The sequence below is a fragment of the Psychrobacillus sp. Z3-81 genome (assembly GCF_056620325.1).
In genome coordinates this window covers 1-13,518 of record NZ_JBWQPU010000026.1, presented here as the reverse complement: position 1 = coordinate 13,518, position 13,518 = coordinate 1, and the positions used below count along the sequence as shown (strand labels likewise).

The 13,518-nt window shown below is 39.0% G+C and carries 13 protein-coding genes, 1 tRNA gene, 1 other RNA gene and 1 other annotated feature; of the genes, 2 read left to right on the top strand and 13 right to left on the bottom strand.

The window, feature by feature from the left end; genetic code table 11:
* Positions 1-135: 135 nt before the first annotated feature.
* From AC1ECF_RS17405 to ffs, 6 genes are all read right to left on the bottom strand, one after another.
* Positions 136-393: a pro-sigmaK processing inhibitor BofA family protein gene (locus AC1ECF_RS17405; RefSeq protein WP_480390702.1), complete on the bottom strand. Its 258-nt coding sequence runs from the start codon at positions 391-393 to the stop codon at positions 136-138.
* A 58-nt stretch (positions 394-451) separates the two neighbouring features.
* Positions 452-664 carry a YaaL family protein gene (locus AC1ECF_RS17400; RefSeq protein ID WP_480390701.1) on the bottom strand — a complete coding sequence of 71 codons (213 nt, stop codon included), beginning with the start codon at positions 662-664 and terminating at the stop codon, positions 452-454.
* Between the two features lie 12 nt (positions 665-676).
* Entirely contained in the window at positions 677-1,273 is a 597-nt protein-coding gene (gene recR / locus AC1ECF_RS17395) for a recombination mediator RecR (RefSeq protein ID WP_480390700.1), read from the bottom strand.
* Positions 1,274-1,285: 12 nt separating this feature from the next.
* Positions 1,286-1,606 (bottom strand): YbaB/EbfC family nucleoid-associated protein, encoded by a 321-nt coding sequence (locus tag AC1ECF_RS17390; protein ID WP_480390699.1) that lies wholly within the window; start codon positions 1,604-1,606, stop codon positions 1,286-1,288.
* 13 nt (positions 1,607-1,619) lie between these two features.
* Positions 1,620-3,368 (bottom strand): DNA polymerase III subunit gamma/tau, encoded by a 1,749-nt coding sequence (dnaX, locus tag AC1ECF_RS17385; RefSeq protein WP_480390698.1) that lies wholly within the window; start codon positions 3,366-3,368, stop codon positions 1,620-1,622.
* A 141-nt stretch (positions 3,369-3,509) separates the two neighbouring features.
* An RNA gene (gene ffs / locus AC1ECF_RS17380) (signal recognition particle sRNA large type) lies at positions 3,510-3,777 on the bottom strand.
* A gap of 149 nt (positions 3,778-3,926) precedes the next feature.
* On the opposite strand from ffs, the gene AC1ECF_RS17375 reads away from it, so the two are divergent.
* Positions 3,927-4,019: transfer RNA gene (locus AC1ECF_RS17375), tRNA-Ser, on the top strand.
* A gap of 249 nt (positions 4,020-4,268) precedes the next feature.
* Here the strand turns inward: AC1ECF_RS17375 and AC1ECF_RS17370 are convergent.
* The 4 genes from AC1ECF_RS17370 to AC1ECF_RS17355 all read right to left on the bottom strand — a co-directional run bounded on the left by AC1ECF_RS17370 (position 4,269) and on the right by AC1ECF_RS17355 (position 7,433).
* On the bottom strand, positions 4,269-4,781 hold the full coding sequence (locus AC1ECF_RS17370; protein WP_480390697.1) for an N-acetyltransferase family protein: 513 nt from the start codon (positions 4,779-4,781) through the stop codon (positions 4,269-4,271).
* A 107-nt stretch (positions 4,782-4,888) separates the two neighbouring features.
* Positions 4,889-5,557: a deoxynucleoside kinase gene (locus tag AC1ECF_RS17365; RefSeq protein ID WP_480390696.1), complete on the bottom strand. Its 669-nt coding sequence runs from the start codon at positions 5,555-5,557 to the stop codon at positions 4,889-4,891.
* Positions 5,558-6,190: a deoxynucleoside kinase gene (locus AC1ECF_RS17360; protein ID WP_480390695.1), complete on the bottom strand. Its 633-nt coding sequence runs from the start codon at positions 6,188-6,190 to the stop codon at positions 5,558-5,560.
* A gap of 106 nt (positions 6,191-6,296) precedes the next feature.
* On the bottom strand, positions 6,297-7,433 hold the full coding sequence (locus tag AC1ECF_RS17355; protein ID WP_480390694.1) for a glycosyl hydrolase family 18 protein: 1,137 nt from the start codon (positions 7,431-7,433) through the stop codon (positions 6,297-6,299).
* A 75-nt stretch (positions 7,434-7,508) separates the two neighbouring features.
* On the opposite strand from AC1ECF_RS17355, the gene tadA reads away from it, so the two are divergent.
* Positions 7,509-7,979 (top strand): tRNA adenosine(34) deaminase TadA, encoded by a 471-nt coding sequence (gene tadA, locus AC1ECF_RS17350; RefSeq protein ID WP_480390693.1) that lies wholly within the window; start codon positions 7,509-7,511, stop codon positions 7,977-7,979.
* 21 nt (positions 7,980-8,000) lie between these two features.
* Here the strand turns inward: tadA and serS are convergent, their stop codons facing one another.
* The 3 genes from serS to guaB all read right to left on the bottom strand — a co-directional run bounded on the left by serS (position 8,001) and on the right by guaB (position 12,690).
* The gene (serS, locus tag AC1ECF_RS17345; RefSeq protein ID WP_480390692.1) at positions 8,001-9,275 is read right to left on the bottom strand and encodes a serine--tRNA ligase; all 1,275 of its coding nucleotides are present in this window, start codon (positions 9,273-9,275) and stop codon (positions 8,001-8,003) included.
* Positions 9,276-9,327: 52 nt separating this feature from the next.
* Positions 9,328-9,536 (bottom strand) — a binding site (T-box leader).
* Positions 9,537-9,746: 210 nt separating this feature from the next.
* Entirely contained in the window at positions 9,747-11,081 is a 1,335-nt protein-coding gene (locus AC1ECF_RS17340; RefSeq protein ID WP_480390691.1) for a serine hydrolase, read from the bottom strand.
* Positions 11,082-11,223: 142 nt separating this feature from the next.
* Complete coding sequence (gene guaB / locus AC1ECF_RS17335; protein ID WP_480390690.1) at positions 11,224-12,690, bottom strand: IMP dehydrogenase; 1,467 nt, start codon at positions 12,688-12,690, stop codon at positions 11,224-11,226.
* Between the last annotated feature and the right edge of the window lie 828 nt (positions 12,691-13,518).

Below are 13,518 nucleotides of genomic sequence, written 5' to 3'. Positions count from 1 at the left end.
ATATCTTGACGTTTTGCATGTTCAGTTTTCAATGTTCATCGTGTTGCCAAGTCGTTATTACCTCTCGGCGACTTCTACTATATTACTCTCATTCATTTCATAAGTCAACACTTTTTATAAACTTTTTTATATAAATTATATAAAGATAGAAATAGCCACTACTGACGCTACTCCAGGCACTCCTAATACCGCCACTACAGCTCCTGTGAACAAGTTTATAGGAATGCTGTACCCAATCATCCCTAAAAGCAAGTGAACACCGAATAAAACTAAAAAAGAGAATCCTAATCTAAACAACAGAATAGAAACTCCTTCAAAAACAGAAGAAAAAGAGCTTTTTAAAAATAAAAAGAGTAGTAGTACCACCGAACAAATAATAATCGTCAACTTCATGTGTATCCCTCCATAAAATTAGTGTGCTTATTATATGAGGCTAGTACTACTAATTATTCTATTTAATAACAATGTTTCTGACCTTGGCTTCTTTATATAGATAGAAGTGCACACTCTCCGCAATCTTTCTTTTTGCGATAGCATCTAAGTCATAATCATTTAAATGACCTTCTATTACCATTGCTTGCTGCCAATCATCCTTGGTTGCCTTCATTAATTCCACGAACTGATCGTCAAACTCTTTTTTTAGTTTTCCTTTTCGAAAAAACAAATTCAAAACCCCTTATAACTCTCTTCTTCCTTCTAATGCTTTGGATAAAGTTACTTCATCGGCATATTCTAAATCTCCACCTACAGGTAAACCATGAGCAATCCTTGTAGTTTTTATACCGGATGGTTTTACAAGACGGGAGATATACATAGCAGTTGCTTCCCCTTCAATGTTTGGGTTAGTCGCTAAAATAAGCTCTTCCACTTGTGTATCTTGTAATCTTTTAAGTAAAGAAGGAACGTTAATATCCTCTGGGCCTATCCCATCCATAGGAGATATTGCACCATGAAGCACATGATAGAGGCCGTTATAGTCTCGCATTTTCTCCATCGCGATAACATCTTTCGTATCTTGGACCACACATATCATAGATTTATCTCTGGAATGGTCCCGGCAAATACTACAAGGGTCTACGTCCGTGATATGACCACACACAGAACAATAGCTTAAATTTCTTTTGGCATCTACTAGAGCCTTCGCAAAATCTAGTACAGTGTCTTCTTTCATTGTTAAGACAAAAAATGCCAGACGGGCCGCTGTTTTCGGCCCAATCCCTGGCAATTTCATAAAACTATCTATTAGCTTAGATATTGGTTCAGGATAATGCATGATTTATTCCTCCTAGAACATGCCAGGAAGGTTCAATCCTTTCGTGAATTGTCCCATCGTGCTGTTCGCAGTTTCTTCCGCTTTTTTCATTGCCTCGTTTGTTGCAATGACAATTAAATCTTGAAGCATTTCTACATCATCTGGATCTACTACAGCAGGGTCTAGTGCAACCTCTATTACTTCTTTATGTCCAGTAACGGTTACTTTCACCATTCCACCACCAGCAACGCCCTCGAAGTGTTGGTTTCCTAACTCTTCTTGTGCCTCAGCCATTTTCTTTTGCATTTTTTGCATTTGCTTCATCATACCTTGCATATTACCCATTCCACGCATTTAATTTTCCTCCTTAGTCATCATGTACTTCTACAAACTCTTTTCCAAATAACTTTTCTGCTTCTACTATTAATGGATCTTCCGAAATCTCCTCAGGTCCTTGTAAAAGCTCCAATGCCTCATTCTCTGCATTGTTGTTCTCAGCGCTGTCCGTGCTGTTTCCTGTTTTTAAGCCATTCTGTTTAATGAAATCTTCTCTAATCTTTAGCCAACTTTCTTCTGGCACATAAACAATCTCATATACTTTCCCTGTTATGTTGGCGATTAACTGCGGAAATATAGTGGAGAATGTTTTATTTTCCATTGCCATCTGACAATGAATATCGTATTTAAATTTTAACACAAATGCGCTTGAAGATGCTGCTACTGGCTCAGCATCATTTAATAAAGCTGCATGTGACTTTTGAAGTTGCTGCAATATATTTGCCCATTGTGCTTTAATCTCTTGAATATCAGTCTTTGTAGCCGTCTTTAAGATTTCTTGGATACGACCACTTGATACTTTCACACCAGAGGAAGCTTTTGTTCTCTGTCTCTTTGGAGAATCAGCCTGAGTAACAGGACTTCCTTGGGCTACTACACCTTGAGCAATTTGTTGCTGCAGTTGTTGAATTTGGCTTTCCAACATAGAAATTTTCATTTCTAAATCTGAGCTACCAACTCCCGCCTTTTGCTTGGAAGAAACCTGGGAGAGTCGAATAATAGCTGTCTCTAGATAAACCTTCGCATGGTTTGAAAAACGCATCTCTTGCTGTGTATCAGTCAAGATAGATATGCTCTTATATAATACATCTACTGGAAACTTATTTGCTAATTGTAGAAAAGCTTCATCTCCTGATGCTATTTCTAAGAGCTCTGTTTGGTCTGGAGCAACTTGTAAAACAAGTAAATCACGATAAAAAGTAATAAAGTCCTCTGTTAGACGAACAGGATCTTTTCCGTCCTCCACCAGCTTTTCGACGCTACTTAAAGCACTTGCCACATTTTTCTCCAGTAGCGCATCAGCGAGCTGGTAAAAGACTTCTTGCCCAATAGAGCCAGTAACCAGTAGTGCATCTTCTATGGTCATCTTTTCTCCACTAAATGAAACCACCTGGTCTAGCATACTAAGCGCATCCCGCATTCCCCCTGCGGCAGCCTGAGCAATTATCTTTAACACGCCCAAATCATACTCAATGCCTGCATCGGTCAATACCTCTACCATTCTATCCACTATATCGCTTGAGGTGATTCGTTTAAAATCAAATCGCTGACATCTTGATATAATGGTCAATGGTATTTTATGCGGCTCTGTAGTAGCTAGTATAAAGACAGCGTGTGCAGGTGGTTCTTCCAATGTTTTTAATAAAGCATTAAAAGCACTCGTAGAGAGCATATGCACCTCATCGATGATATACACTTTATATCTTGCATTCGAAGGTGCAAAGCGAACCTTTTCAATAATATCTCGCATTTCCTCTACACGCGAATTAGAAGCGGCGTCAAACTCAATGACATCTGGGTTTGATCCTTCCGTGATGCTTATACAGGTGTCACAGGTATTACAAGGCTCTTTTGCTGGGCCATTTTCACAATTTAATGCCTTAGCAAATATCTTGGCAGCACTTGTTTTACCTGTACCTCTTGGGCCTGAGAATAAATACGCGTGAGTGGTTTTATTGTAAAGGAGGGCATTTTGAAGGGTTTGCTTTATATGAGTTTGGCCGGACATTTCCGAAAAAGATTGTGGTCGGTATGCACGATAAAATGCTTGATACGACAACAAATTCCCCTCCTGTCTCTAAATTTTCAAGTCTGTTTCCATTATACCATAAAGAACAGATAACAGCTCCATAGAACCGGAGCTTAAACAAATAAAAAACTCATTTGTCAGCTGACAAATGAGTTAATAGGTTATGTAATGCCGTGCACCTTCCTTCGATTGAAACACATAAGCGGCAACCTTGTCGTTAACTCGATCTAGGCAACCCCGCGGCACATGAGAAAACACCACTTAATGCTGCTTCCTTCCGGACCTGACATGGTTCATGGGTACCCATTGCGCAGGACCCAAATGTCAACATCACGTGCAAGGACCAGACCCTACATGTATTCAACCTCAGAGAAGGAGTTCAGTCTCGCTAGAGCGGATTGCGAGTTACAAGACACCGCTACCTTCCCACCTAGCACGGCAATAACTAGTATACTTATTTTCTTTATAAAAAGCAATGGATAGATATTCATATAGTGGTAGGGAAAAATGCTAAATACTTTCACTTTGAAAGTATTTCAAATTTGTTGACTTTGTTTTTTATACATGTTAAATTAGTTCTTGTACTTCGGAGGAATACCCAAGTCTGGCTGAAGGGATCGGTCTTGAAAACCGACAGGCGGGTCAAACCGCGCGGGGGTTCGAATCCCTCTTCCTCCTCCATTTTTTGATATAACACACACGCATAAATTGGAGATTAGTCTGTTACATTAAGTAACGGATTTCTCTTTTGTTTTATATTTCAGAATATTAATACTTTTTTTATTTTGTTCCATGAATTTATATTCATGGTTTTTTTGTCTGGTTCTAGCGCATTGCACCACAAGGTCAAATGCAGATTTACTGAGGTGCTACCTCCTCGCCATTCCTCGTTTACTTATAGGGCATCTATACGTGAAGTGTTTATTGTTCTTATCCAATGAACTTACTCATCAATATATCGTCCACATACTCTCCAGGGCGAAGTTTCGCTTGTTTTACTCTTCTTCCCTCTTCCTTAAAACCATTCTTAGCATATAAGTGTATCGCTCGCTTATTATTTGAGAAGACCTCTAGCGATATCTTTTCGATAGTTCCCTGTTCTTTCGCCCAGTCAAGCATCCTCTTGATAAGTAAGCTGCCAATCCCCTTACCTGTAAATGATTCTTGAATACTCATTCCAAACATCCCTTGATGCTCAAACTTTTCTCTAGCAGAGAGCTGGAGGTTTAAAAGGCCAATAATTCTTCCTTCACTTTCCACTACTAGCATGAGCCCCCGCTCCCCATGTAGACGAATCCACTCTTTTTCTTCCTCTAGCGTTGGATGAAATTCTTCTAATGTTGTTGCCATAAAATCAGCATTCTCTTTGAGCACTTGTCTTACATGTAAAATTACTTGCTCTGCATCATTTTCAGTTGCATTGCGAATAGTTATTCCTTCCAATCTTCTCCCCCCTCTATATCATATATTCTTTTTTCAACCATCTATTCCTTTTTAAAAATAGAAAAACTCTACGAGCTAATCATTGGATCGGCTCGTAGAGTTTCTTATTATTTTAGTAATGAAGTTGTATGTGCCATAAACTGCCCAATTCGTTCTACAATAGCTTCTACATCTTGTGGATTTTGAAGCACATCGTAATCATTAATATTTAATCTTAAAACAGGACAAGCATTAAAGCCATCAATCCATTTTTCATAGCGCCCATGCATCTCTTCCCAATAGGAAAGTGGTGTTTGCTGCTCCATAGGTCGACCTCTTTCATGGATACGGTCAATGACATCATCTAATGATCCTTCTAGATAGATTAACAAATTTGGATGTGGAAAGTATGGAGTCATAACCATTGCTTCAAAAAGGCTTGTATACGTTTCATGGTCCACCGGTTCCATTGTCCCTTTTTCTTTATGCATTTGAGCAAAAATTCCTGTATCCTCGTAGATAGAGCGGTCTTGAATAAAACCTCCACCATATTCAAACATTCTTTTTTGCTCCTTAAAACGCTCCGCTAAAAAATAGATTTGCAAATGGAAGCTCCATTTAGAAAAGTCTTCATAGAAACGATCTAAATATGGATTGGAATCTACTTTCTCAAATGAAGTTCTAAAATTCAATGCATCCGCCAATGCTTTTGTCATCGTAGATTTACCTACTCCTACTGTACCTGCGATTGTGATAACAGCATTTGATGGAATACCGTACTTTTCTCTTAAATTCATCTATAAACTCCTTCTATGCAGTGTTGCATCAACTTTTTCTAAGATATTTTCTAAATCTTTACTGTTTTTTACAAAGTCTATCTCATCGCCATTAAAGCGTAAAACCGGTATATGTGGATGGCTCTTTTCAAAATCATCGATAAACATACGATAATCTTCAGAAAGCTGCTCTAAATAAGCTTGGCTAATTTTTTTCTCAAATTCTCTTCCTCGCATATCAATTCTATCCATTAATACGTCAATACTTGCATCCAAATAAATAACCATATTAGGTACAGGCATATTTTTCGTAAGTATTTGATAGATATCCTCATACTTGCTATATTCATTTGAATTTAGAGTACGTTTGGCAAAAATTAAATTTTTAAATATGTGGTAATCAGCTGCCACTGGCTTGTCTTGTGATAAGTATTTTTTTTCAATATCACTTAACTGTTTGTAACGATTACACAGAAAGAACATTTCCGTTTGAAAGCTCCACTCTGCAATGTCTTCATAGAATTTATTTAGAAATGGATTTTCGTCCACTATTTCCTTAAGCAATTCAAATTGATATGTATCAGCAATCGCCTTTGCTAGGGAAGTCTTTCCTACCCCGATGGGACCTTCTACTGTGATAAATGGAATAGACATTAGCTTTAACCTCACTATAATTTTTCAAATCGTACCCTTTATTTTAGCATAGCTAGAAAATGAAAAATAGAGCCTAATTGTCTTTCCAAAGAAAGACAACGAGACCCTAAATTTTTCTAATTCGGAAATTGTCATTTAACAGATACCAGTTTTGCGGAAAAGAAAAGCCACTATGCCAATAAGAAATACCTCTTAAACCCAGTTCCTTTAATAAATCAAACTTTGCTTGTATGGACCTTGCATCCTCAAACCATACTTCATGCTCCTTCCCTTCTCTCCAGTAATGGAAGAAAGGTGCCTGAGCCTTTGTGTCATATTCAATTGCAGCATTTCTTTCTCTAGCAATTTGAATAGCTTGCTGAGGATTAATGGCTCTCGCAAAAGGATTCCCCGGTTTATAGGGAAGTGTCCAATCATACCCATATAAATTTTGTCCCATTAAAATCTTATTGGCTGGTATATCTGTAACCGCATACTCTAACACGTTTCTTACAGGACCGATTGGAGAAACAGCCATCGGTGGACCACCGCTGTACCCCCACTCATACGTCATAATAACAACAAAATCCACTATCTCGCCAATAGCCTTGTAATCATGCCCCTCATACCATTTGCCCTTCTGATTAGCACTAGTTTTTGGAGCTAAACTAACAGAAAAAGTATAACTAGGAGCAAACGCTTTAAATTCTCTTAAGAAAGCGACATAGTTTTCCCGATCCGTGGGCATGATATATTCAAAATCCAGATGAATATGCTTGGTTCCTCTTCTTTCTGCCTCTGCTACCGTTTCTGTAAACACACGTCTCTTTACCTGTTCATTTGTAAATATCTCATGGGCTAATGTATCACTGAATGCGTCTTCTTCTAAGTTTGCAATCACAACCACTGTCTCGACTTGGTTTGCTTGAGCAATTTCCCCTAGTGTACCCCAATTAAGGGGCTTGAGCGTTCCATCCCTTTTCACTTCATAAGTAAACGGCATCATATAAGTTAGATATGCCGCTACATCCTCGACCTGCTGAATTACCTGATTTGATGGAACTTCTGTATACCATTCTACATATAAGTTAGATTCGATTTGTGGTCTGCTAGCACTTGGGGTTGTTGGTAATACTAACGCCTGCCCAATCACCAACACATCTGGATCTTCTATTCGGTTAATAGAAGCAAGGGTAGCACTGTTCGTATTAAATTGTTTCGCAATAGAATATAAGCTGTCGCCTTGTTTCACTACGTAAATCAATTTATCACTCCTTCGCATTACCTTATGCATACCATCTACAAAACATGCTAAAATATGCGAGAGGAGTTGACTCCAATGGATGAAAAATACATGACATTAGCAATAGAAGAAGCAAAAAAAGCGGAAGCAATGGGTGAGGTGCCGATTGGCGCAATTATTGTGTATGAAGGAGAGGTTATTGGAAGAGGACATAACCTTCGAGAAACAACTCAAAATGCAACCACGCATGCAGAGATGCTAGCTATCCAAGAAGCTTGTGATAAAGTAGGTAGCTGGCGTTTAGAAGATACTACTATGTATGTTACGTTAGAGCCTTGTCCTATGTGTGCAGGAGCCATCCTACAATCACGTATTCCTCGAGTAGTATACGGTGCAAGGGACTTGAAGGCTGGTTGTGTTGATTCCCTATATCACCTGCTACAAGATAATCGATTTAATCATACTTGTGAAGTGACAGAGGGTGTCTTAGCGGAAGCATGTGGCGAGTTGTTAACAAATTTTTTTAGAGAGTTAAGAGCGAAAAAAAAGAACCAAAAACGTGTTTGAACACGCTAATGGTTCTTTTTTTTACTTGATTACAGTTTTTCCACCCATATATGGACGAAGGACCTCTGGAATTACTACAGAGCCGTCCGCTTGCTGATAGTTCTCTAAGATAGCAGCTACTGTACGACCGATTGCAAGACCACTTCCGTTTAATGTATGCACATATTCTGGCTTCGCACCTTGCTCTCTTCTAAAGCGAATACCTGCACGGCGTGCTTGGAAGTCTTCAAAGTTACTGCAAGAAGAAATTTCTTTATATTCTCCATAGCTTGGTAGCCAAACTTCAATATCATACTTTTTCGCAGCCGTGAAGCCAAGATCTGCAGTACACATTAATAATACACGGTATGGTAAGCCTAGCAGCTGTAATACCTTCTCTGCATGTCCTGTTAACAACTCTAATTGCTCATAAGATTCCTCAGGCTTCACAAAGCGTACTAGCTCCACTTTATTGAATTGATGCTGACGAATTAAGCCACGAGTATCTCTTCCTGCAGATCCCGCCTCAGAACGGAAGCAAGCACTGTAAGCAGTGAATGCTTGTGGCAGCTGGTCACCATCTAAAATCTCGTCACGATAGAAGTTTGTAACTGGTACCTCTGCCGTTGGAATTAAAAAATAATCCTCTTCATTTACCAAGAATGCATCCTCTTCAAACTTTGGAAGCTGTCCAGTACCAGTTAAGCTTGTGCGATTTGCCATATACGGTGGAAGCATCTCTTCATAGCCATGTTCTTCAGAATGCAAGTCCATCATAAAGTTTAGTAAAGCACGCTCTAATCTTGCTCCCAACCCACGGTAGAATGCAAAACGACTTCCTGTTACCTTAGCAGCACGTTCAAAATCAACAATCTTAAGGTCCGTTACAATATCCCAATGTGCTTTTGCTTCAAAGTCAAAGTTCGGAACCTCTCCCCATTTGCGGATTTCTACGTTGTCATCCTCAGAATCGCCAATTGGCACACTGTCATGAGGAACATTTGGAATACGCATCATCATATGCTCAAACTTTTCTTCTACTTCTCTTAGCTCCTCGTCTAGCCCTTTAATTTCATCTCCAACCTCACGCATACGAACGATTAGGTCATCCGCATTTTCCTTATTGCGTTTCATTTGAGAGATTTTTTGAGAAACCTCGTTACGTTCTGCCTTTAATACCTCTGTTTTTGCAATTAAGTCACGACGCTTTTGGTCAAGTGGTTGGAACTGATCAAATTCTGAGATATCTTCTCCACGCTTTGCAAGCTTCGCTTTTACTTCTTCATAATGATCTCGAACAAATTTTACATCTAACATGAATATTCCTCCTTTAATTAGTAAAAAAAACGACAAAAAAGCCCTCATCCCCAAAAGGGACGAGAGCATACCCGCGTTACCACCCTGATTGACTCACTTTCGTAAGTCCGCTTGTCAAATAACGGCTTTTCAACCGGCCATAGCCTACTCATTCAGCTATGCAACTCAAGGACGGATTCACAAGGGCCTCTATCAGCTTCCACCAGCCGCTGACTCTCTACAAAAAACTTACTTGCTACTGCTTCCTATCATCGTTTTTAGTTCATGAAATTACTCATACTTTACTATACGTTTGAAGTTTTGGCAAGTGAATCCTTCGAAAAATAGCCTTTTTCCCTGAGGAGCTAATAGAGGCACTTCAGATAAAACAAGGAGAAAGCCAAGCAATATAAAGGAATCATACAAATAAAAGAATTTTCTTTTCTTAACCAAATAAAAAAGGGCTATGGAAATATCCATAACCCTAAGTTTTTAAAATAAGCCACTTATAAAGTCTGTCGTACTTGACCACAGACCACTGAAGAACTTACCTATCCCTTGGAACATCAAGCTAATCCAGCTAGCTTTTTCTACTGATTCAGTTGTCACTACGTCCACATCAGTACCATTGTCCATTATATAGCCATAGTCCGTGCCTTCTGTTTTTTCTATTTTTACTTTCCCCACTACGGTCCCTTTTTCTATAGGAGCTTCTATTGTCTCATTAGTAGGGACAAAAACAGCCTTGTACAGATCTTTTTCACTTGGCTTGATCATCATGGAAATAGGCTCTTTTGTTGCAATAGCTACTTCTTTTTCTTTCCCTTTTAAAACTTCTAATGTTTCATTACCAGGAATTTGATATCCCTCTGGAAAAAGATCTACCTTTGTGAATTGAGAAAAACCATAATCAAATAATGCTCTTGTAGCATCGAAACGCGCCTCATAGGATCCTTCTCCATTAGCATCTACTGCTTTCATCACAACTGCAATTACACGCATTCCGTTTCTTGTAGCAGTCCCAGTGAAAGAGTGTCCAGCGAAATCTGTCGTACCAGTTTTTAAGCCATCTACACCTTCATACTCATACACTAGCCCAGGTAACATCCAGTTCCAGTTGCTCATTTTAATTGCGTCGCTTGTCCCTTCACGGAAGGTTTTCTTAGGAATTTTTGTTGTTTCTAACACTTCCGGATAATCCTTTAATAATAGATAAGCTAATCGTGCCACCGAGCTTGCAGGCATTACATTTTCATCAGAAGCCCCTGTGCTAGCTGGATGCATTCCTTGCAAATCAGCATTATTTAAGCCGGTAGAGTTTACAAACTTTGCACCCTCCAAGCCCATTTCAGCTGCTTTTTCATTCATTAATTTAACAAAATTATCTTCTGTTCCTGCAATTGTTTCCGCAATAGCAATGGTAGCTCCATTTGCAGAGTAAATTGCCATTGCCTCGTATAATTCACGAATACTGTACGCACCATCCTCACGTAATGGTACATTACTTAAACGTCTATCTTGAGAAATTTTATATGTATATTCATTAACTGAATATTGTTGATCCCATGAAATTTTTCCTTCTTCAATTGCTTCAAAAAGAAGGTATTCTGTCATCATTTTTGTCATACTTGCAATTCCAAGAGGCGTGTCCGCATTTTTTTCATATAATATTTTCCCAGAGTCCGCGTCAATTAGAATAGCTGCATCTACATTCAAATTTAGGTTATCTTCTGCATTTGCATTAAGAGAAAATCCAAATACAAAAGAAACTAGGAACATCGGAAGTATAAGCCACTTCACTATCGATGTTTTCCAAACTTTATTCACTGTTGTACCTCCATCTTTAATTTTATCATTGCCCATTTTATCATACTTTGTCCATAAAAAGCATAGTGGATTTAAAAAGCACCCATTCGGCCTATATGAGGACGACCGGTGGGTGCTAAAAGTTCGTTATCTCTTTTACTTTTTATGAAATGGAGTAGTTTGGTGCCTCTTTTGTGATTTGTACATCATGCGGATGACTTTCACGTAAGCCAGCCCCAGTCATACGAATAAATTGAGCGTTTTCACGAAGCTCCTCTAATGTACCAGTACCGCAGTAACCCATTCCTGCTCTTACCCCACCAAGTAGCTGATGAATTGTATCAGCAAGTGGTCCTTTGTATGGCAAGCGACCTTCGATTCCTTCTGGAACTAATTTTTTTGCATCCTCTTGGAAATAACGATCCTTCGATCCCTTTTCCATAGCTCCAATAGAACCCATGCCACGATATACTTTAAAACGTCTACCTTGGAAGATTTCTGTTTCACCTGGACTTTCTGTTGTACCAGCTAATAAGCTTCCAAGCATGACAACATGTCCACCTGCAGCAAGAGCTTTTACGATATCTCCAGAAAACTTGATTCCTCCGTCTGCAATAATTGCTTTTCCAGCTTTTCTTGCTTCTGTCGCACAGTCATAGATAGCTGTAATTTGAGGAACCCCTACACCCGCAACAACACGAGTAGTACATATAGAACCTGGTCCAATACCGACCTTTACAATATCAGCTCCCGCTTCATACAAAGCTTTCGTTGCTTCTGCAGTAGCTACGTTTCCTGCTATGATATCTAAATCAGGATATGCATTTCGAATGCTTTTCACTGTATCTATAACACCTTTTGAATGACCATGTGCAGTGTCAATTACGATAACATCTACTTGTGCTTTTACAAGCTTCTCTACTCGAATCATCGTATCACTTGTCACTCCTACAGCAGCTCCAACAAGTAAACGACCATGCTGATCTTTTGCAGCGTTTGGAAATTCAATTACTTTTTCAATATCCTTAATCGTAATTAAACCTTTTAGAATTCCATTATCATCAACGATCGGTAATTTCTCAATCTTATATTGCTGTAGAATTTTTTCGGCGTCCTCTAATGTGGTTCCTACAGGAGCGGTAACAAGCTGCTCTTTTGTCATTACCTCGTTGATTGGTAAAGAGTAATCCTGGATGAAACGCAAATCACGATTCGTTATAATTCCTACTAACCGCAATTCTTCTTCATTATTTACAATTGGTACACCTGAAATACGGTATTTACCCATTAGATGCTCTGCATCGAATACTTGATGCGTAGGAGTTAAATAGAATGGATCTGTAATAACGCCATTTTCAGAACGTTTTACTGTTTCTACCTGCTCTGCTTGTTCTTCGATACTCATGTTCTTGTGGATAATGCCTAATCCGCCCTGACGAGCCATAGCAATAGCCATTTTCGCTTCAGTAACTGTATCCATACCTGCACTAATCACCGGGATATTTAATTTAATCTTTTTTGTTAACTGTACTGATAAATTAATATCCTTTGGTAATACTTCGGATTTTGCTGGGACCAATAAAACATCATCAAACGTAAGTCCTTCTTTTTGAAATTTAGTTTCCCACATTACTATGACTTCCTCCTCGGTTTTGAATATTATTACAAGGTTATCAGCGACACCCATGAGTGTCAAGAACCCACAAATTTTATATTTATTTAGACTTTTCTATAAAATTTTAGTATTTTTCTATTCTAAGTTGGATATATAGTCATGTCAAATAGAGAACTCGAGCAAATAAGAGTAACCTATAACAAATCATCCTACGAAGATTTCCCTAACATCTAGAATTAGTCTCCATTTCCCTCTACCTTTACCTTTTAGTCCGGCACAAATGAGATTAAAATTAGTTTATCCGAGAGGAATTGCTCCCCGAACGAGAGTATTCCTCCCGTAAATGAGAGTAACATTTATGATACTGCGGAATAGAGTGGAATTTTGGATTTTCTACTTATCTAGGAGACTGGCTGGCATCGGCCATGCCTTCACCAAACTTGTTTTTCCTATTTAGATAGTAATTGTGGTGGGGAGAATGCCTCAGGATATTTCCCTCCTTTTAGTCCCGCACGAATGAGAATAAATTCGGCTTATCCGAGAGTAAATGCTCCCCGAACGAGAGTATTCCCACTGAACGAGAATAAACCTTGTCTAACTGAGAGTAAACAGCAGCTAAACGAGAGTAACCACCACCTATCCGAGAGTATTTCACCCGTGAATGAGAGTAAACCCATTTACCTTGACGACTGTCTCTATCAACTACATAATCTCTTTCTCTTCCCGTGTCTTTTTTGACCAATAGAAAAAGACCGCCACCGATTTTACTCGGTGACGGCCTTGCTGTTGCCTAGCGACGTCCTACTCTCACAGGGGGAGACCCCCAACTACCATCGGCGCTGA